At 44.6% G+C, this 21,249-nt stretch carries 19 protein-coding genes; 12 read left to right on the top strand and 7 right to left on the bottom strand.

Annotated features, from left to right (window positions below):
• Positions 1–21: 21 nt before the first annotated feature.
• Together ASG93_RS14985 and ASG93_RS14980 are read left to right on the top strand one after the other, a co-directional pair.
• Complete coding sequence (locus tag ASG93_RS14985; RefSeq protein ID WP_056833208.1) at positions 22–1,284, top strand: MFS transporter; 1,263 nt, start codon at positions 22–24, stop codon at positions 1,282–1,284.
• Between the two features lie 34 nt (positions 1,285–1,318).
• Complete coding sequence (locus ASG93_RS14980) at positions 1,319–2,491, top strand: MFS transporter (RefSeq protein ID WP_056833206.1); 1,173 nt, start codon at positions 1,319–1,321, stop codon at positions 2,489–2,491.
• A 78-nt stretch (positions 2,492–2,569) separates the two neighbouring features.
• Here the strand turns inward: ASG93_RS14980 and ASG93_RS14975 are convergent, their stop codons facing one another.
• The 5 genes from ASG93_RS14975 to ASG93_RS14955 form a co-directional block, all read right to left on the bottom strand.
• Positions 2,570–3,172 (bottom strand): TetR/AcrR family transcriptional regulator, encoded by a 603-nt coding sequence (locus tag ASG93_RS14975; RefSeq protein ID WP_235550858.1) that lies wholly within the window; start codon positions 3,170–3,172, stop codon positions 2,570–2,572.
• 115 nt (positions 3,173–3,287) lie between these two features.
• Positions 3,288–4,334, bottom strand: coding sequence for an ABC transporter permease (locus ASG93_RS14970; RefSeq protein ID WP_056833202.1), 1,047 nt, complete (start codon positions 4,332–4,334; stop codon positions 3,288–3,290).
• Positions 4,331–5,059 (bottom strand): ABC transporter ATP-binding protein, encoded by a 729-nt coding sequence (locus ASG93_RS14965; protein WP_056833200.1) that lies wholly within the window; start codon positions 5,057–5,059, stop codon positions 4,331–4,333. Before ASG93_RS14965 ends, ASG93_RS14970 begins: the two co-directional genes overlap by 4 nt.
• Positions 5,060–6,059: 1,000 nt before the next feature.
• Complete coding sequence (locus ASG93_RS14960) at positions 6,060–6,752, bottom strand: hypothetical protein (protein WP_056833198.1); 693 nt, start codon at positions 6,750–6,752, stop codon at positions 6,060–6,062.
• Between the two features lie 117 nt (positions 6,753–6,869).
• Complete coding sequence (locus ASG93_RS14955; RefSeq protein WP_056833196.1) at positions 6,870–7,502, bottom strand: YktB family protein; 633 nt, start codon at positions 7,500–7,502, stop codon at positions 6,870–6,872.
• 190 nt (positions 7,503–7,692) lie between these two features.
• Here ASG93_RS14955 and ASG93_RS14950 point away from each other — a divergent pair, with 190 nt between their 5' ends.
• The gene (locus ASG93_RS14950) at positions 7,693–8,538 is read left to right on the top strand and encodes a stalk domain-containing protein (protein WP_056833193.1); all 846 of its coding nucleotides are present in this window, start codon (positions 7,693–7,695) and stop codon (positions 8,536–8,538) included.
• On the opposite strand, the gene ASG93_RS14945 is transcribed toward ASG93_RS14950, so the two are convergent.
• Positions 8,539–9,201, bottom strand: coding sequence for a response regulator transcription factor (locus tag ASG93_RS14945; protein WP_056833191.1), 663 nt, complete (start codon positions 9,199–9,201; stop codon positions 8,539–8,541).
• Between the two features lie 18 nt (positions 9,202–9,219).
• Positions 9,220–10,356: a sensor histidine kinase gene (locus tag ASG93_RS14940; RefSeq protein ID WP_056833189.1), complete on the bottom strand. Its 1,137-nt coding sequence runs from the start codon at positions 10,354–10,356 to the stop codon at positions 9,220–9,222.
• Between the two features lie 194 nt (positions 10,357–10,550).
• On the opposite strand from ASG93_RS14940, the gene ASG93_RS14935 reads away from it, so the two are divergent.
• From ASG93_RS14935 to ASG93_RS14895, 9 genes are all read left to right on the top strand, one after another.
• A complete protein-coding gene (locus tag ASG93_RS14935; RefSeq protein ID WP_056833187.1) occupies positions 10,551–11,486 on the top strand; it encodes an ABC transporter ATP-binding protein in 936 nt (311 codons plus the stop codon).
• A 12-nt stretch (positions 11,487–11,498) separates the two neighbouring features.
• A complete protein-coding gene (locus tag ASG93_RS14930; RefSeq protein WP_056833185.1) occupies positions 11,499–12,686 on the top strand; it encodes an ABC transporter permease in 1,188 nt (395 codons plus the stop codon).
• Entirely contained in the window at positions 12,679–13,833 is a 1,155-nt protein-coding gene (locus ASG93_RS14925) for an ABC transporter permease (protein ID WP_056833183.1), read from the top strand. Before ASG93_RS14930 ends, ASG93_RS14925 begins: the two co-directional genes overlap by 8 nt.
• Positions 13,834–13,979: 146 nt before the next feature.
• Positions 13,980–14,216, top strand: a complete 237-nt coding sequence (locus ASG93_RS14920) for a DUF6953 family protein (RefSeq protein WP_056833181.1) — start codon at positions 13,980–13,982, stop codon at positions 14,214–14,216.
• 254 nt (positions 14,217–14,470) lie between these two features.
• Positions 14,471–15,067 (top strand): hypothetical protein, encoded by a 597-nt coding sequence (locus tag ASG93_RS14915; RefSeq protein WP_056833179.1) that lies wholly within the window; start codon positions 14,471–14,473, stop codon positions 15,065–15,067.
• A gap of 292 nt (positions 15,068–15,359) precedes the next feature.
• A complete protein-coding gene (locus ASG93_RS14910) occupies positions 15,360–16,349 on the top strand; it encodes a LacI family DNA-binding transcriptional regulator (RefSeq protein ID WP_056833177.1) in 990 nt (329 codons plus the stop codon).
• A 36-nt stretch (positions 16,350–16,385) separates the two neighbouring features.
• A complete protein-coding gene (locus tag ASG93_RS14905) occupies positions 16,386–17,384 on the top strand; it encodes an N-acetylglucosamine kinase (RefSeq protein ID WP_056833174.1) in 999 nt (332 codons plus the stop codon).
• 5 nt (positions 17,385–17,389) lie between these two features.
• Entirely contained in the window at positions 17,390–18,691 is a 1,302-nt protein-coding gene (locus tag ASG93_RS14900; RefSeq protein WP_056833172.1) for a 6-phospho-beta-glucosidase, read from the top strand.
• Between the two features lie 1,539 nt (positions 18,692–20,230).
• Positions 20,231–21,235: a LacI family DNA-binding transcriptional regulator gene (locus ASG93_RS14895; RefSeq protein ID WP_056833170.1), complete on the top strand. Its 1,005-nt coding sequence runs from the start codon at positions 20,231–20,233 to the stop codon at positions 21,233–21,235.
• The last annotated feature ends 14 nt before the right edge of the window (positions 21,236–21,249 follow it).

The raw sequence follows: 21,249 nt of genomic DNA, 5'->3' as shown, positions 1-21,249 counted from the left end.
GCCAAAATAAGGAGAAATCTTATGGTTTGGATGCAAAAATGGCGGAATAATCGCTTGTTTTCCCCATTTGTGATCGAATTGTTAATTATTATGTTTGTCGTCGAATTTGTGAAGGGAGCCTTACTTTTAACGATTTTACCGGTCTATATGAAATCGACATTAGGTGCATCGACATTTATTATTGGCTGGACGCTTGCTGCTCAATATATTGGTGATAATGTGCTTCGTACACCTGTTGGCTGGATTATTGACAAGTTGGGGTACCGAACAACCATGCTTACCGGTGTGCTCCTGACATTTGTTTCGGTCATTCTAATTGCAACGACAACCCAATATATGTGGATGATCCTAGGATGTGCACTGCTTGGCTTTGGTACGGCGCCATTATGGCCCTGTGTGATCACAGGAACGACGGAAGTGGCCGGCGACGATGGTAAAGCCACGATCATGAGCGTTGTCTATATGGCTTGGCTCTCGGGCGTTGGACTGGGACCAGTAGCTATTAACTTTTTCGTGGGAGAAAATAACTACAGCACCGGATTTCGATTATTGATCGGCTGTATGACGGTTGTCGTTCTTGTTGCGCTCATGCTGCCAAGAAAGCGTGGCGTAATAAGAACGGATGGAGAGGGCAGGGCGGAGAAGGCCTTGGTTTCTAACCGAGCTGCAGCAATACCACTCTGGGAGCGGATAAAAACATATCTAAGTGAAGTAAGGCGCTCAATGTCTGTCAGCCCGCTGTTATTCCCTGCGATGTTCCTGCAAACGTTCGCTCTTGGTATATTGACTCCCATTCTCACACTCTATGCCAAAGAGGTATTGAAGCTTACATCTTTTCAGTACAGTATGTTTCTTATTGCTGGCGGGGCTGTTACTGTCATTTTCTTAGTTCCGATGGGGAAATTGGTTGATCGTCTAGGTATTCGTCCATTTTTGGTTGCAGGTTGTTTGCTAAGCGCTTCTGCGCTTCTCCTGTTTACCTTCGCGAAGACAATGACGCTGCTCTATATCTTGGTTGCTGTACTTGGAGCCGGCTATGCCTTCCTTATTCCTTCTTGGAATGCGCTCATTGCTTCAGCCATTCCACCGGAGAAACGAGGCGCAGTTTGGGGGTTCTTCCTAACGATTGAAGGAATGGGGATGATCATTGGGCCGATCGTTTCTGGAAAGCTTTGGGACGTGTATGGCTATCATACGCCATTCTTGATGAGCGGCCTAGTGCTGGTCGTGCTGCTTGTTCTTCAAATGTTCATTTCCATCCCCAAAAAAGGTATGGTACGATAAGGGAAATTGATTCGTTTGGAGGATTATAAGCATCATGAATAAACAGATCGGAATTATCATGCTCTTGTTGATGACTATATTCGTAGGTTTCGGGATCATCATTCCTGTGCTGCCGGAAGTTGTTAAAGGTGCAGGCGCTGAATATCATAATGCGCTGCTATTGTCGGTCTATTCCGCTGCCTCTTTTCTCATGTCCCCCATTTGGGGAGGATTATCGGATCGCATCGGCCGCAGACCGATTATCTTAATTGGACTGCTTGGGTTTAGTGTTAGCTTTTTGATATTTGGATTCGCTGACGGTAATCTGTGGGTCATGTACGTATCCCGCATTCTAGGCGGATTATTCTCAGGAGCAGCAACGGCTTGCGCTGTGGCTTATGTAGCTGATATTACAACCGCTGAGAATCGGACAAAAGGCATGGGTATGGTGGGAATGTCGATTGGGTTAGGCTTTATTTTCGGTCCAGCGATCGGCGGGATTTTAAGCCGCTGGGGGACGTACCTTCCATTCTTTGTTGCATCTGGTCTCGCACTAGCTTCCTTTCTTTTTGCTTTTGCTATACTGAAAGAATCGCTATCCGTAGACAAGCGCACCTCCTTGAAGGAGAAAGCTCCATCTAGATGGACAGCTTTCGATGGTGCATCGAAGTATCTCTATGTGTTATCATTCTTCGTATCTTTCACATTGGCAGGACTAGAAGCGACGCTTCAGTATTACCAAATGGGCAAGATTGGCGCAACGCCATTCGATATCGGCATGATGTTCTTAGCTAGCGGTATTGTTGGCGCGTTAATCCAAGGTGGCGTTGTCCGCCGCTTGGTTAAACAGGGAGCCGAGCAGCGAGTGATCGGCATTGGCTTATTGCTATCCGCCGCAGGGTTCTTCCTGCTGCTGTACTCGAGCAGCGTGGTGACCGCTGCGATTTACTTATCGGTCTTCGGCGCAGGTAACGCCCTCATACGCCCGTGTGTGACGTCGCTGATTACACAGCGTACGAAAGTGGGTCAGGGCGTCGCGACGGGCCTCAGCTCCTCTATGGACAGTCTGGGCCGCATTGCGGGCCCACTCCTTGGAGGAGCGGTATTCGCCATCGCGCATTCGCTGCCGTTCATTATCGGCGGCGTGCTCTGCTTAGCAGCGATCCTGCTGCTGCAGCGTTTCGTACTTGTAGATCGTCAGACGCAGGCGCAGCAGCAAACCGCCTGACAAGATGAGAAAAAGCTGTACACTAGCTTCCCGACAAGGGGAAGGCGAGTGTACAGCTTTTTACTTTATAACGGCTAGCTACGGCTTGCGAGGCGATAGGCCGTGCATGATGAAGTTAATCGTGTGCTCGATTTCTTGGGGTTCATCCCATTCCGAATCCGGTGCAAACAAAAATCGAGTAATTAAGAAGCCAATAATCGTAGAGGCAATCAGTCGCATACTCGTAGCTTCGGGGAGTTCGATTAATTGACCCTCAGCCTGAAAGTGATTTATGGCTTTATAAGCTTTTTCCAGCACTAATACGGCAACTGTCTCTTTAAATTGTTCACGCAGCTCCGTATGGAAAGGGATTTCATGAATGAATATTTTGATAACAGGAAAATGTTTGCGGGCGAATTCTAATCGGTTCACCGTGATGGCGCGCAAGAATTGTTCAACATTTGGATAATCAGCTTCCAATACCTTTGTAAAATCTTTCACTGCAAACGGTGCAATGAGCTTCGTCATAATGGGGGCAACGATCGATAGCAGCAGTTCTTTTTTCGTTTTATAGTGACGGAAAATGGTACCTTCCGCTACGCCAGCTTTTTGAGCAATTTCACTGGTCGAGGAGCCAGCAAACCCTTTCTCAGAGAAAATCTCTACGGCCGCTTGAACAATCTTTATCTGCTTATCGGTCATCTTCTCTTCTTCGTCATTTAGACGCAGAAGCTCGTTTAACCACGGTTCGACTTGGGACAATGTGTTCACCTCTTCATTTAGCAAAACTGGCTTTGCAACATAGGACATCCTAACATTATATCTTACGGTGCTTCCTCAGTGCCACTATGTTTAAGATCATGAAGCATATCGTGAATGCTGCTAATACGAGAACGTCCAACCAAATGCGATCCCAACCTGCACCGCGAATCATAATATTCCGCAGAGCATCTGCTCCGTATTTAAGCGGCATGATGACACCGATCCAGCGGAGGTATATCGACATCGTATCGAGGCTGAATAAGCCTGAGAAGAACACCTGGGGTACGATAATAAGCGGAATGAACTGAATCATCTGGAATTCATTGTTAGCAAAAGCTGATATCAGCGTTCCTAGTGATAAGGCAGCCAACGCGAGCAGGACGGTGATCAGCAAAACGTACCAGAAAGAGCCGACCAACATTAATCCCAGCACACTAGTGGCAAACCATGCAATGAGCGTTGCTTGGAGTGTTGTAAATATACCGAAGCCTAGAATATAGCCGACAACGATTTCCCAACGGCGAAGCGGTGATGCCAGCAGTCGTTCTAAGGTTCCTCCGGTTCGTTCCCTCAAGAACGAAACGCCAGAGAGCAGGAAGACGAAGAAGAAGACGAAAAAACCTATGAGAACAGGACCGAAATTGTCAAAAGCCGCCATATCGGCAGAGCCATGCAAATAGGTGATGGTTGGCGCTTGTAAATAGGAGCTGGAGCTAGTGTTAGAGTTCACTGGAACTGCGCTTTGCAGTGCTTTTTGCAGCAAGAACAGCACGGCTCTATTTTTACTGGGGTCGCTTCCTTCCAAGGTCACTTGCGGCGCTGTCCCATTCATCGCTATGATAGCATCTAAATGCACAGCTTCTAGCTCAGTTTGGGCTTCATCTGAACTGTAGGTTACTACTTCAGCGTTTTGATCCTGCAGTTTTTGAATGAGCGGAGCGGGGATATTCACTGCGCCAATTTTAGGGACATAGGTGTTACTGTTAAACACTAAAGACATCATAAAAAGAATTAGCATTGGAGCTACAAGCATCATCATTAAAGTACGTTTATCGTGAAAGAATTGGCGTAAAATACGGATCACAATCGCACGAATTCTCATTGCTTGACACCTCCATAATATAAGAATGCTTCTTCAATCGTTGCGGAGGAAGTAGCCTGTTTCAACTCATCCGGTGTTCCTACTGCCATGAGTATGCCGTCACGGATCATCCCAAGTTGATGACATTTGTCTGCTTCATCCATCACGTGGGTGGTTATGAGAATCGTTGTGCCCTGCAGACTGAGATGCGTTAACTCTTGCCAAATTGATTTGCGTAAGACGGGGTCAATTCCCACTGTAGGCTCATCGAGAATTAAAATGCCGGGCTCATGCAGCAAAGAGATAGCGAGTGATAAGCGGCGCTTCATTCCTCCAGAATAGTTAGAAATTTGCTTCTTCAAATGAGACCCTAGATCAACAAGCTCCATGACGTCATGAATCCGCTGTTTGCGCTTTGTTCCCGTTAACCCATACAAAGATGCGAAAAACTCCAAATTCTCTTGAGCGGTTAATTCTGCATAAAGGGCATCCGATTGCGCCATGTAACCGATTTGCGATAGCATCGCTAACTGGGGCATTTGCTGCCCGAGCACATGAACGGTCCCCGATGTGGGAACATCAATGCCAGCAATCAAACGTACAAGCGTTGTTTTCCCAGATCCGGAAGGGCCGAGCAATCCGAAAATATGGGCTTTCGGTACAGTCAGTGTAATGTCATTCAGAACAACCTTTTCGTCAAATTGCTTGCTGACACCATTCACTTGAATAGATATGTCTGTCGTCATTTCTTGCACCTCTTTCAGGAGTGAGTAATCACTCATTTATCTGATGAACTCATCATACGCCATTTTATGCTCGTTGTGAAGTGAGTAATCACTCATTTGAAGAGGATATTTTTAAATGGATTTATTAAAGAGTATGTTCATAAATTGTCGCCCCGAACGTTCACTAAAACTCGTCTAACAACCAAATAAACGGCTTAAGCCGCCCTTAAGTGAGAGTGTTTATAAAGGTTGATACTAAACAAGCTACGCCTGAGAGACTGCAAAATTTGGATTAAAGTCGTTCAGCACTTTGTGAAGGGTTATGGGCTAAAGTGGTTGGCAATGTTCAGCACTCGTAATTCTAGCGCAAGGTGGCGACGAAACTGCCGACCTTGCGCACAATTTTTGTGCGCTAGCGTCTGGTGGCGACGAATCTGCATACCTTGCGCACAATTTTTGTGCGCTAGTGTCCGGTGGCGACGAATCTGCATACCTTGCGCACAATTTTTGTGCGCTAGCGCCCGGTGGCGACCGATCTGACGACCTAGCGCACAATTTTTGTGCGCTAGCGCTATCACAACAAATACTTAGAACATGCATCAATTCAGGTAACTTTGATTTACATCTAGCAACTGGGCATCCACCACATGTTGGGTACCGTCATTTGAAAATCCCCGAGTACACGATAGTCCAAATTGTATTTTGTGCAACAATACACCTGCCTCACCCTATTTTAGACTGCTATTGTTGCATTTCGTACAACAATTCGAGTTTAAAACACCTATTTCTAAGCGATTCCCACCAAAATGTTGTACGCGGTACAACAAAAAGCCAATTTGTCCATAGAAACCGCCATATTGTTGCACAAAGTACAACAGTTTGGTGGGCAAGGGATCATCACTGTCGGAATCGCACCAATCGGAGATGAATGCATTCATAAGTTTATTCACCTTACCCCAAACAGCAAAAAGGCATCCCAGAGGAACCCAGAGGAATGCCTTTTTGCTATCACTTGCAACTATCAGTCTTTGACTTTCGCGTCTTTCTTACGATCAACCCATTGTTCAATAGACGGGGTTAATTGATCCTTTATGGACGATACTAGCTTGTCCTTCGATATGCCCTTAGACTTGGCAATCTCAGCCAGCGATTTGCCGGAGCGGAGCTGGGCGTGAAGTTCGTCTTTGCTCAGACCGAGAGTCTTAGCGAGCTTCTCTGTATCCGGCTTCAGTCCGAACTTGTGCCACTTCCCGTGGCCATCGTGACCATCTAACAAGTTTTTCTCGTTGAGGATGAACTTCAAATGCTCACTGAGTTTCATCTTCATGTGCTCACCTTGATCAGCTGTCAGCTTGCCGTCTTTGACGGCCGCTTCAATTTTGCCTGTTCGAAGCTGCTGCAGCTTGGCAGTCAAGTCGTCTTCGCTGATGCCCTTGTCCGCGGCTGCTTCTACGATGCTTTTGCCGCTCTTCAGCGCTTTGACGAGCGCTTCTTTGTCAACACCGATGACAGTAGCAGACTCATCGACAATCGGCCATTTCCGGCGGTGACCGCCATGGTCCTTCTCATCGGTCTGTTGCAAACGAATCGTTTGCTCCTGATCCTCGGAAGGAGATTGAGCGACTGCCGTTACGGAGGGAAGTGCCGTGTAGCCAAGAGCGATTGTGAAAGCAATAGAGCTCACCACTAGCTTTTTCATATACGTAGGGTTCATACTTTTTAATCCCTCCTTTCCTGTTGGATTAGGACTACAGCGCTTAGTCTGTGCAGAAGGGGTTAATTTTACTTTAAAGAAACCTTAGTCTCACATAAAAATTCCCATAAATCTGATTTACTTTGCGTTCACAGCCATCTGATAAAGGGGGATGAGCTTCTCAAAGGTTTGTTTAATAAGCAGCTCAAGTTCAGCCGGTTTCCCTAGAACTGGGTCCTTGAAACTGAGGTTGCGGCCGATTAGCAGCTCCGCTTTTTTGACATCGCGGAAACGAATTAATGCGTCGTTCCAGCCGCTGCGGTCTAAATCGGACAGGGAAGTAACGTCTTTTTTCATATGGTCGAAGGAAAGGACGAAATCAGATGGAATTTCTTTTTGCAAACGGTCAATTTCTTTCATATATGTAGTTGCAATGCTGCTTTTATTCGGAAGTTCATAGATAAGAGCCAACCAAATAAACACACGATCATCAAATAGACCGACCTGGAAGTGAGGCACCTGTTTATAGCCTCTTTTGTTTGGACAAATTGCCAGCCAAGTATCAACTGGGGGATTCACTTTTCGTCTTAAGTGTTTAGCGATATGCAGGAACATTTCTGTACCGGAAAGGACGGACAAATCCTGGGCCAAAGAATCACCTAAAGCTTTAAATTTAGGCTGAATGCGCTCTCGAATGGCTTCCATACGTCCATCAAGACCGTCTATAGCAAAGGTATCAAAATCATGCTGTGCAAATCCAGTGAAACTCATCTGTTAAATTCCTCTTTTCAAATACGTTTTCAATTATTCTAAAGCAATTCGTGTATTCCCGCAATAATTACGAGTTTTGTAGAAAGGAAGTAGGCCATTGGACCTTTCTTGCCTGAAAAGCAGGAAAAAAGTGGAACCATGCCGAAATATGTGATAACTATCAATTAGGAAGACAGGAGAATTTATACGTATGAGGATGTCAAAATGGTCAAAAATAGCGGTACTTGGCACTTTAATGGGAACTTGTTTCACAGCGGGTGTTTACGCACAGGATGTGCTGCAACGTGTTGATGCTTACTTAAGAAATGATTTTAAAGTCGTCGTGAACGGGCAAGAAGTGAAGCTGGCGAATCCGCCATTAATTTATAATAATTCCAGTTATTTGCCTGTGAAGGAACTAGGAACTTACTTAGGAGCGGTTGTGAATTGGAAGGATAGCACGAAAACAATTTATCTGAATTCCCGTATTAATCCTCAGCAGCCTGCGGAAGGCAACGAAACGAATTATACAGAAATTGTGCTGCAGTACCCGTATCCACAGTACTTAGATTATTTAGGGGGGACTTACCCGGTTCTTGTTAATATGACGGATCAGACGTATTACCGATTGAAAGATTTGGACCGAATGGGAGTCTCTACGGGCGGATTGCGGAAAGCAAAGGAAAAGTATTCAGAGGATATCTATGTCAGCGAAGAAGAATTGAAAAAGAGCTGGAAAGAAACGCCGCAAATTTCCTATCTGATTAATGAACCCATCGTCATTACAGGGGAGCAGGATCCAGTCAAGCTCAAGACAATCAGAGCGTACGTGGAAGGTTTCCGATACTATGAGATCAATAAAGTACCTTACATGACGAATCCAATTATCATCGATGCGCTGCCTGAAGAGAATACATACAGCTACTTGCTTACGGAAAATGGGCATTTCTATCGTACAATTCTCAAACTGACGCAAATCAATGGCAATGATAATAAGCCTGATTATGTAGTTGGAAGTTCCTCCAAAGAGGACATCCAGGTGACGAGAGTTAAATAATTAACTGCCGGTGCCGGATTGCTTTTTTAAATAAAAAATAGCAATTTGCGTGCGATCTCGGAGGTTCAGCTTGCTGAGAATTTCCGTAATATAATTCTTAACGGTACCTTCGCTCAGGAACAGCTCCTGGGCGATTTCTTTATTGGACAGACCTTCAGCGATTTTGGCTACGACAGCTTGTTCGCTTGCAGTTAACCCATATCCGCCAAGTGGTTTGGGCGCGTTTATGTTCGAAGATGAACTAGTGCCGATAAAGGTCGTCAATTTCTTTGCAATATCAGGATGAATAAGAAGATTGCCTTGTTCTACTGTTTTGATTCCTTGAATAATCCGATCCGGCGATATATTTTTGAGCAGATAACCGCTGGCTCCGTTTCGCAAGGCTTGAACGATAAATTCATCATCGTCGAATGTGGTCAGAATAAGCACAGCAATATGCGGATAAGCTTGCTTAATCTTGAGTGTGCCTTGCACACCGTCACAGATTGGCATCCGAATGTCCATCAGGACAACGTCAACCTGAATGCCGCTCTGGATAAAAGCAAAAGCTTCGTCTCCATGCGTGCACGTACCAACAACCTTAATATTTTCGTCAAGTCCAATGATTAACTGTAAGCTCTCGCGGATGAATGGATCATCGTCTGTAATGAGCACATGGATCATGATGCGTTCAACCCTTTCTTAGGTAGATTCAATTTGGCGAAAAGTGGGCAAGACAGTCGTCACTGTAAATCGATCCCCGATCGACACCATAAGCTGACCGCCTATAAGCTTGCTTCGTTCTTCCATGCCTGACATTCCTAGTCCGTTCATAGTGTGCTCAGCAGGCAGTTTACCGTTATTCGAAATACACATGGTAATTTGTTTGGATTCATAGGTTAACTGAATGAGAACCTGGGTTGCGGACCCGTGACGAATGGCATTCGTGATGGCTTCTTGTGCATTACGGTATAGAATGAACTCTAAACTCGGATACAGCACGTAGGGCATCCCCTGTATCTCAACCTCAATAGATATCCCTTTATCTGCTGTCAATCCTTCAATGAGTCGATCCAGTGAATAGGTTTGCAGCGTTTCTTCATCTGGTTTCAGTCTACGTACAGTTGAGCGGAGCAGTTCCATGCTTTCTGTTAACTGGTCTCGGACCGACATTAACATGTCTACACCTTTCTTTTGTTGCGTGGGTAGGATTTGCAAGGATGCTTCCATCATTATTTTAAGCCGGATCAGCTTATGTCCCAATTCATCATGAATATCTCGGGAAATTCGATTTCGTTCGTCCGTTTGCGCAATGTTTTCGACTTTTCGGGCGTAATCCATTAACTGAAGGCGAGCTTCGTCCAGCTCGTAATGCTGCCTCCGAAGCCTATCATAGAGCAGTTCGATTTCCTCTTTGTTTTGCTCTGTCTGGAGCATCTGCAGCAGGAGAATCGTCAGAGACAAGAAGACCAGATTGGCAATAAGGTAGTAGCTGTTTGGCTGACTATGTAAGGATATGTTCAATAAAATCAAGTGAATACTCACGATATAGTAACGAATATGACTATTTACGGTGCTTAGATAGGATAAGAGCGTAGAGTAAAAGGTAATAAACAAAATGCCGTCATAATGATAGCTCATCCATCCGCTGAATCCGATTTCGATTAAAAGCATCCATACGGATTTCGAGAATATCGTTCTGCGCAGTTCCGCAATCCAAAGGAAAATGAGAATGAGGAAAACATACGTGCCAATAGATGAATAGCTTTCGAAATACATCGAGGCAATCGCTGGAATGAGAATGAGTAAATAGCGGGTTAACGAGCGTAATTGTGCCAATCGATTTCCTTCCTTTGCAGGGCAAGTGTAAGCAAAGTATACCATACTAGCCAAGCCGGTTAACACGTCTAATAGACAGATAATGACTTTTGTCACCTTTGAATAATGACTTAATCTACCTGTTAGTGGGATCCCTTGGAGATACAATGATTGTAATAAAACTAATTGGAATAAGGGAATAGGGAGAGGATCTTGTGAGCTTTGTTCATATAAAAAATGTAGTCAAAAAGTATAGCAATCAAATTTCTGTCGATCATTTGAATTTTTCGATTCAGGAAGGTGAAATTTTCGGATTGTTAGGTCCCAATGGGGCTGGGAAAAGCACAACGATCAAAATGCTGAGCGGCCTGCTTAAAATCGATCAAGGCGAAATGTTTGTCGATGGACTCTCGGTAGCGAAAGATACCATTGAAGTGAAACGGAGAATTGGCCTTGTTCCACAGGATCTCGCGATTTTCGAAAATCTAACAGCACGAGAAAATGTTACTTTTTTCGCGAAGTTATATGGATTAAGGGGGAAGCTGCTAAAAGAAAGAGTGGACGAAGCGCTTGAATTTGCAGGATTATTGGATCGCGCTCGTGATAGACCAAGTTCCTTTTCGGGCGGGATGAAGCGAAGATTGAATATCGCGTGTGCAATTATGCATCGTCCAAAACTGATTATTATGGATGAACCTACGGTGGGCATCGATCCGCAATCCCGAAACCACATTCTGGAATCGGTTAGGACGCTGAACCGTATGGGCTCAACGATTATTTATACCTCACATTACATGGAGGAAGTGTCCGCCATATCCACACGGGTCGGCATCATGGATCATGGGCATCTCATAGCTTGCGGAACTCAAGAAGAATTGCGCGGTAAAGTTGAGCAGGACAATAAAATTATCATTCAAGCAGTTAACCTGAGGGAAGAAGCCGTCAAAGAAATAAGGGATCATCCGCGGATTAAGCAAGTCACCATTCATGAACAGACACTTGAACTGCTGGTGGGTTCCTCCCAAACCTATTTACAGGATATCCTGTTCATCCTTTCCAAACACGAAGTGAAAATTCAATCGCTCACACAGGTAGAGCCTGATCTTGAGGCATTATTCCTGTCGTTGACCGGAAGAACCTTACGGGATTAGGAGGAGGTCGCCATGCCGATTTGGATCATTGCTAAGTATGAAATATTGCGTTTTATGCGCATGAGATATGTACTCATTATTCGATTTTTGATGCCGCTTTTACTTATATTTATTTTGGGTTCGGCACTCTCAGGTGCGTTCAAAATGGAAGACCGGACGCTGAAGCCCGTTAAGGTAGATGTGGTGCAGTCAGATTCGGGAGTCTTAAGTGCAGGATTTAAAACCTTTCTCAGCGCACCGGAGTTAATGAAGATTATACAGCCTATGAACATTCAATCACGTGATGAAGCGGTCAAAAGGCTCAAGTCTGGGGATTCGGAGTTTGCACTCATCATTCCAAGTGATTTTAGCAGCCGCGTGCTTGAGGGAAAAGAAGCAGAGTGTGAAATGATTCTAGGCCAGGATTATGGGCAAAATTTGACCGCTAAGATGGCGCTTCGCTCCTTTTTGGATCAAGTTAATTACATGCAATCCGCGATAATTTCGGCAGGTCCCGGGGCAGCGGAGCTCTTGCAGAAACAAGGTATTGACAGTTCATTCAAACCGGCAGCGGAGGCTTCTTCGCATGTACGGCTTGGTAAGCTTACATCTTCTAACTCCAATTATACGGCCATGCAGTATTACACAGCGTCTATGCTAGTCATGTTTTTGTTATATTCCGGTATGGGAGCCGCCTTGGGTTTGCAAGGAGAGAAAGAAAGGCACACATTATCCCGATTAAATGCGATGCCTATTCACGAATATCAAATTTTGTTGGGTAAAATTCTAGGAAATATTTTCAGCTCGATCGTCCAGGCAGCTCTCGTTATTGGTACAACCATTCTGTGCTATGGTGTCGATTGGGGAAATGATTTCTTCCACCTCTTCCTGGTTTGCTTATTAATTATTGTAGCTTCGATGAGTCTAGCGATATTGATTATGCTGGCAGCAAAATCTTCAAAAACAATCAGCACGACGTTCCAAATGATCATACTTGCCATGACTTTCCTAAGTGGAGGCTTCACACCTCTTCCAGAAGGTCTTCTGCAGCGAATGGGGGAGTTTACACTCAATCATTGGGCCATGCAGAGTATGTTTCGTATTATGCTCGGAAGTGATGCTGCAATCATCGGGCAACATATATCAATCTTAGCGTGTATTAGCGGGGGATTGTTGCTTCTTACCCTGATTGTTTATCGGAAGGCGGGATATCATGAATAGCTTATTTATAGCTCTCAATATGCTGCGTCGTACACTTTTGCAGAAAAAAGGCTTTCTGATGTATTTAGTCATTCCAACAGCAGCAGTTTCGCTAATCATTGGTATGCTAGGTCAACAGAGTGACCACGGGGTGGATATTGCTTATATCAATTTGGATCGGGGAGCGATGGGTTCCCATCTCTTGCAAGAACTTTCGATGCTGCCTGATTATCGGCTTAAAGAAGAAGCTTCTGAAACGGTGCTTAAAGAAGACATCACGAAGCATAAAGTGAGCAGCGCCTTTCTCATTCCAGAAGGATTCAGCGAGACGTTGATGAGAGGCACACCAGCTCAAATAGATATGTACCAACTAAACATCAATGAGGCTTCGATCACACTCAAGATTAATCTGGATAGCATTCTATCTAGATATCAGGGAACGATTGAGCTTCATAATAAGCAAGGGCTCCAAGATGCAGCGCTCCGTGAAGCCGTGGAGAAGACAATTTCTCAGATGGAGAAGCATCAGGTGAACGCACAAGTCACTGATCTTAATTTGTATGTGAATCCGAATATGCATACAGTTATTGGTTTCATGCTGATGTTCATGATGGGGTTAATCAATAATACCGTTTCCGTGATGATGGATGATCGAAGACAACGCACAATGGCTAGAACGTATGCGGCTCCCATTCATTCTTACGAAATTGTACTTGGGAATTTCATAGGCAGTTTCTTGGTCGGGACGCTGCAGGTGCTAGTCATCCTCATAATTACGCGCTATGTAACGAATTATGATTACGGACTACCGTTTGTATCGCAGTTTATTTTGTTAGAGTTTTTCTTATTAGCCAGCATGGGAATTGCCAGCGCTGTAGCTAGTATGGTTAAAAATGCGTCGAATATGGGCATGATTAATTCACTTGTTGTTACCCCAACGTGTATGCTGGGCGGATGTTTTTGGCCGATCAGCTTAATGCCGGACTGGATGCAGAAGCTTGCGAATTTCGTTCCGCAAAAGTGGGTGATTGAGGCCATTCAGCGAATGGCTTCTGGTCAGACTCTATCGCAGATGTGGATGCACATGGGGGTACTCACCTTGTTTGGATTGATTCTTTTGGGCGTAGGGTCGGTCATTCTTAGACCGGGAGATGCTGAGGTTAGTTAACATAAATCAAGGGCTATCTGCTTCTGCAGAATAGCCCTTTACCTATTCGAACGATGATTTCGAAAAGATTGTGTTACTATGGTACAATAACGTCACTCGCCTGTACACAGGCCCATGAAACATACGAATAAAGGGAGAGAATGCAAATGGCCGTTACGGCGAATGAAGTTGCGGAATGGATGATGGAGCAGTTGAAGTCTGCAGGTATTTTACATCAGAAAGAAGCAGTGGACTATATAATTCAACATTTTGGGGAATCCTTCATCTATGTGAACGAGAATGGGAATCAAGCCATTTCCAAAGACGTGAAAAAAATTTTCAAAAAGCTTCATGGCGGTAAAGCAGCTTGGGAGCGCGATGGATTTTTCTGGGGATGGCATTAAACGCAGCGGAGAGACCTTGAGCTACGCTCAAAGATCCCTATATTAGGTACTGCATAGGCTGAGGCCGTTTTCTTCCAGTTTAGGGCTGAAGCCGTGATGATACAGGCAGCAGCTTTTTTTGTATGTTTTTCCTTAAAAAAATGTCAATAATCCAAGTTGCTAAAACATAGAATTCATAATAAGATAAGAGTAAGCAGATAAGTTGTCTGAATATTTAAACAAAAATATATGCGCCAATTATGGAGGGGATTGCCGTGAGTAAGAGTCATGAAGTGGAGTATTGCAACCTAGAGTTACGATTTGATCGCCGGCTAATCCGGAACTTCATTAAAGCACTCATTCAGGAAGGTTATTCTCTGTATTGGAACGAAAGCGAGCTTCAGTTCATCATCTCCATTCGCACAGGACGCAAGCTGATTAAGCTGAAATTCGAACGAATCGGTGAAAAGTATAAAATCGTAGGCAATTATTCCTTCAAAGATGAGAAGCTCGCCGAAATGATGGAGAAGCTGATAGGTGATACGCGTGGTCATGCTGTTGTAAAAAGATTCAAGGATCGGCAAATTCTCATTGAGAATATTATGTTCGGTGAAATTATTCGAATGGTCGAGATTAGCGGTATCGAACATAAAGTGCTGTATCAGAAGGAGCCTGCCGTGACCGTAGAGGAAGTCATGCAAGCGCTGCGATCCAAACGCACCGATGATCGGATTCCTATTTTGCGTATGGAGCTGGATTATGAACTAGCTACCCTGCATGATGCTATGGCCTCGGGTGATGTCAAGGCGATCATGGAGAGTAAAACCAAGCTGATCGAAATGAGACAAGAAATGCTCTTACTGGAGATGTGAAAATGAATAGTGGAATCAAATGAGGGAGAGTCTTTATCTAGTTAATAGATAGGGTCTCTCTTTAAATTTCTTGTGAATTTTACGCTTGTTAACCCGAATGTCATCGTATATAATCAACTTACTAAAGTTAAAGCACTTTAACTTTTGAAGGGGATCGTTTTTGCGCACAATATAAAATCTACCTATTTCCTAGAATAAAGGGAGAACTAAACTCTAAAAGTTAAAGCGGTTAAACTTTATGTGATGAAGATTCACTACATAGAAAAAAGTGAAAGGAGCGGAGTTGTTTGATATGAAAGTAAGCATCTTTGACGTCGCCAAGAGAAGCGGTTTGTCCGTCGTTACCGTTTCGCGAGTTATTAATCAAGCTGGCACAGTACGTGAAAAAAATCGCCAAAAAGTGCTGCAAGCGATGAAAGAGTTAGATTATCATCCGAATGCTGCTGCGCGGAGCTTGGCTCGCGGCAAGACGGGTATCATTGGACTCGGCATTACCACTTTAAATGATTCTTTCTTGGATGCAGTAGTTAAAGAGATTAACGATCGGCTTGCTGAGAAAGGTTACTTCTTAGCGCTTTCGATATCAAGAGACGTGTTCGCATCTTTTGATAATTCCATGTTCCAAGAGGACCGTGTGGATGGTGTTATTATGCTCTCGCCGGTTCATGAGGATGACTATGTCATGGAATTGAAAAAGAAGAAGATTCCTTTCGTCATGTTGGATAATCAGCATATTCATCCATCGATATCCTCTGTCATCATTGATAATTATAAAGGTGGCTACGAAGCCACGAAACATTTAATTGATTTAGGCCACACGGAGATTGCCCATATTTCCGGGCCTGAACCTTACTTAAGCAGCAGCGAGCGGCGGCGCGGTTTCGTCCGTGCAATGCAGGAGGCCGGTTTAGATCCTACTTGGATTGAAAAAGGTAATTTCAGCATCACCTCCGGTTATCAAGCGGCAAGTCGCTGGATTCAGTCGGGAAAACTTCCGAGTGCGGTGTTTGCAGCAGATGATCTGACGGCTTTTGGTGTGATGGACGCGCTCAAAAATGAGGGCTGCAAAATACCGGGTGATATGTCCATTGTTGGTTTTGATGATCAGATATTCTCAGAGGAATTCCGCCCTAGGTTAACTACCGTTCGTCAACCGGCGGACAAAATGGGGAGGCAAGGCGTCGATATTTTGCTCAAGTGGATTGATGGTACAGCCAAGCGTAATATAACGGTGCAATTGGAGCCGGAATTAATCATTCGAGAATCCACCACGAGAAAATGAAACTAGAGATGATGGATATATACAGGAGTTGAAAGCATGAAATATTATTTGGGTTTAGATGCAGGCGGGAGTAAAACCTACACGCTCGTAACAGATGAACATGGACATATCATCGGTATAGGGCATAACGGCAATGGCAATCATCAACTCGGTGCAGAACAAGCACTCAGAAATATTACAAGCTCTGTAGCAATGGCGCTACAGCAGGCAGGGCTTACACACAGCGACATTGAATATGCTTTTTTCGGCCTTGCCGGCGCAGATCGACCGATTGATTATACGATCTTGCGTCCGCTAATTGGCGGATTGGGATTTACGAATTATGGGATTGATTGTGACACCATGATTGCATTGCGTGCCGGGACGTCCCAGCCATTTGGCGTTGTCCTAATCTGCGGAAGTGGAACGAATAGTGCCGGCAAGAACAGGCAGGGTGAGTTTTTTCAATGTGGAGGCTTCAACTATCAGTTTGGTGATTTTGGCGGGGGAGGCACACTCGCCGTAGAGGCTTTTCGTTCAGTCATTCGGTCATGGGATGGCAGGGAGCAGCCTACTTTGCTGACTGAGCTGCTGATTAAGTTCCTTGGCTACAACTCGGTGCAGGATATGTTTGACGATTTTCTGGATAACAACAAATCCGTACCGCTCCATACGACCAAACTGTTGTTTGAAGCCGCAGAGCTGGGTGATGAGGTCGCTTGCCGCATTCTCAAGGTGCAAGGGGAAGAGCTTGGCAAGTCAGCCGCAGCTGTAATTAAACGTTTAAATATGGAACAAGAGACTTTTCAAGTTGATCTTGCGGGCAGTGTCATTGCAAGAGGTGATGGGCCTTTTATTCATTCTTATATTGAAAAGGCAGTAAGCGAAGTCGCTCCCAAAGCCACAATTGTGAAATTGAACGTCGAGCCTGTGGTTGGCGCTGTTTGGATGGCGATGGAAGCCGCAGGTAATTCCGTTACCATAGATGTGTATGAGAAACTCCGAACCACATCCGATTATCAAACCATACAATTATTAGATAAGACTAGGATGTGAGTGCAATGAGAGATGCATTGAAAATTGCCATCATTGGCGGAGGTTCATCTTATACGCCGGAAATCGTAGAAGGTTTTATTTTAAGATATGCCCAGTTGCCTGTAAGAGAGCTTTGGTTTGTGGACGTAGAAGAAGGTAAGCACAAGCTGGAAATCGTCGGTAATTTGGCAAAAAGAATGATCGAGAAGTCCGGTTTACCGATCGAGGTGCACTTAACTTTGGATCGCAGAAAAGCGATCGAAAATGCGGATTTCGTAAGTACGCAAATGCGCGTAGGTCTCTTGGAAGCCCGTAAATGGGATGAGCATATTCCTAACAAATACGGTGTTATTGGTCAGGAAACGACCGGCCCTGGCGGGATGATGAAAGCGCTTCGCACGATTCCGTTGCTGCTTGATATTTGTAAGGATATCGAAGAACTGAGTCCTAATGCGTGGCTGCTGAACTTTACCAATCCTGCAGGTATGGTGACTGAGGCGATTCATAAGTATTCCAAAGTGAAAAGTATAGGCCTTTGCAATGCGCCTATCGGCTTGCACAAATGGTTAATGAACAAATATGATGCTGCTCCTGAACAGATATACACCGAGTTCGTTGGGTTAAACCATCTCCACTGGGTAACGCGTGCTGAAATCAGAGGCGATGATAAATTAGCTGAATTGCTGGATCGTAAAGAAGAATATAGCGGCAAAAATGTCCCGGCAAGTGAATGGGATGCGGATTTCTTGCGTTCGCTGCAAGCCCTGCCTTCCTATTATTTGAAATATTTTTACATGACGGATATCATGCTTGATGAACAGTTGGTGTCACTCAAAGAAAACGGAACGCGTTCGGAAGTTGTGAAGCGCGTTGAGGATGAATTGTTCAAGCTTTATCAAGATCCTGACTTGCAGGAGAAGCCTAAACAGCTGGAGAAACGCGGCGGCGCTTATTATTCCGAGGCAGCTGTCAATCTCATGGATTCCATTTACAATGACAAGCGGGATATTCAAACGCTGAACGTTATGAACGATAATATCATCGACTTTTTACCGAAGGATGCTTGTATTGAAGTGAATTGTGTCATTACAGCGGGCGGCCCTATTCCAGTAGGCTTGACCAAAGTTCCCGAACATATCAAAGGCCTTATTCATGCAGTCAAAACATATGAACGCCTCACCATTGAAGCTGCTGTTACGGGCAGTAAAGATCTTGTTCTACAAGCGTTGGTTCACCATCCATTGGTGCCGTCAGTAGCAGTAGCCAAGATGCTTATGGAAGAAATGCTGGAGAAGAATAAAGCGTATTTACCGGCTTTTTTCAAATAATTAAAGAAGAAGCTCCTTGAGATGGGAGTTTTTTTGACAGATAAGACTTCCATGCCGCGTTGCGGCACCACTGATGAATGAAAATTTTTAGTTTTCAGGGCAGAATGTTTAAGTTCTTCTCCGAACTAAAGTTTAGGGGTAAACTTTTTAAGCGCTCTGGCGAAGCACACGCCAACGAAACCTAGCCGAGAAGTCGGAAAAGGCTTTCTCAGCCCTCAATCCAGACCTCACGCGCCGTAGTCGGGCTGAGAAGTCTTTTTAAAACGCTAGAATTGATATGATTTGGGCTTGGAGTTAAGCGGAGCTTAACCCTTATTTATCTTATAAGAATAAGTTTTGAGCTGGAGCGAATTTTAATGAGAAGGAGTGACTTTGGTTCTGATATGCCTGCAATTGTGCAGGCTTTTCGGTCTTTTTTTAATTTCAGGATGGAAAAAGTTAAAAATTCCTGCATATTAGCAGGCTTTTCCACTTCTGAAACAAGATTTAACAAAATTCCTGCACTTTCGCAGTTATTTTAGACGGTTGAACAATAGTTCTCCTCGAACATTGGTAAAGCCCCTTAGGGAATTCAGCTACTAAAACGCTAAAGGCTCCTTGTACACCCACGAATAGTAAGTAGTCCTTTTATACCCAACATCCATTTTTACTTATGCACAAAAAAGGGTTTTATCTAAGGGTAAATGTGCATCCTGAGGTTTTCTTATGAAATTATGTAAGTTATTTATAGAACTAAAGTGTTAGCGATACTGTATGTTGCAGCCTGAGAAGGCAGAAAAAGCTTTCTCGGAAGCTCGAATGCAGCAAAAGTGGTGCGAGACGTCTGAAAAGAACCTCTCAGCTGCTGAGAGCAGGCAAGTTAGTGGGTTTGCAGCCTGAGAAGGAAGAAAAGGCTGTCTCAGAGGCCCGAATGGAGCGAAGATGGTACGAGACGTCTGAAAAGAACCTCTTAGCTGCTGAGAGAAGGCAAGTTAGTGGGTTTGCAGCCTGAGAAGGAAGAAAAGGCTGTCTCAGAGGCCCCGAATGCAGCAAAAGTGGTGCGAGATGTCTGAAAAGAACCTCTCAGCTGCTGAGTGAAGGCAAGTTAGTGTGTTTGCGTACTGAGAAGGTAGAAAAGGCTTTCTCAGATGCCCGAATGCAGCAAAAGTGGTGCGAGAAGTCCGAATAGAACCTCTCAGCTGCTGAGTGAAGGCAAGTTAGTGTGTTTGCGTACTGAGAAGGCAGAAAAGGCTGTCTCAGAGGCCCGAATGCAGCAAAAGTGGCGCGAGACGCTTGAAAAGAACCTCTCAGCTGCTGAGTGAAGGCAAGTTAGTGTGTTTGCGTACTGAGAAGGCAGAAAAGGCTGTCTCAGATGCCCGAATATAGCAAAAGTGGTGCGAGACGTCTGAAAAGAACCTCTCAGTTGCTGAGAGAAGGCAAAACAGTCGGATTTTTGATTTGAACCGTATACAAAGTTTAAGAGTTAATAATTATCTTGTGTGAAAAAGACCATTGTTAACGTGTGCATTGATGTGATATGCTTCTGATAGAGGTGAGGGTATGAGCGTTACCATTAAGGATATTGCCAAGCTTGCAGGTGTGTCTCATACAACGGTTTCCAGAGCACTGAACAACAGTCCGCTCATTCAAGAGGAGACGAAGGAACGCATCCGAAACATCGCTGAACAGATGGATTACACGCCTAATTACAGCGCGAAGAGTTTGGTACTCGATCGTTCGTATAACTTGGGGTTGTTCTTTACCACACTAAGCAAAGGAACTTCCGCCGGCTTCTTCTATGAAGCTATTCGTGGTGTCAATAGTGTCATACAGGATCGTTACCAATTGATCGTTAAAGGGATTGATGATTACACCAGTTTCCATTCGATTACTCGGAAAAGCTTTGACGGCATTGTTATTGTCAGTCAGAGTGATGATGATCAAGCCATCATTGACCACATTGCCAGTAAAGGGATCCCGCAAGTTGTACTGAATCGCCCTGTTGAAACTTCGGGCGTGCTGAATGTTCTCTCAGATGAGGAGCAAGGCGCTTTTCTAGCAGCCTCTTATTTAGTTGAGCAGGGACATAAGCGCATTGCTCTCGTAGAGGGTGTCAAAGGATTTAAATCCGCACAGAATCGGAAAGACGGCTTCGAACGAGCGATGAAGCATTACCAGATTATCGTTCCACCCGCATATCGCATGCCGGGATTGTACGATTTGGAGAGCGGACACAAGGCCATGCAGCAATTTCTGAGGCTGGATGAAAGACCAACAGCCGTATTTTGCTGTAATGATGAAATGGCGCTTGGTGCGATGAAAGCGGTGTCGGAAGCCGGGATGAACGTGCCTAACGATATCTCTGTGGTAGGTTTTGATGATACGGTATTCGCAGCCTACGTGACCCCAGCACTAACAACCGTTCGCAGACCGATTGAGCAAATTAGCAGAGAAGGCGCTTTGCGACTTCTTGGAAATATAGAAAATAAGCAGCACGAAACGGAGCAATTGCTATTAAAAACAGAGTTGATCGTGCGGGAATCTGTACGGTTATTGACACCATAAGGAAAGAGGGAGTA

It is taken from the genome of Paenibacillus sp. Soil787, assembly GCF_001429545.1.
Taxonomy (GTDB): Bacteria; Bacillota; Bacilli; order Paenibacillales; family NBRC-103111; genus Paenibacillus_E.
Note: the sequence above shows the minus strand (reverse complement) of the source record. Positions and strands in the feature narration are given on the sequence as shown.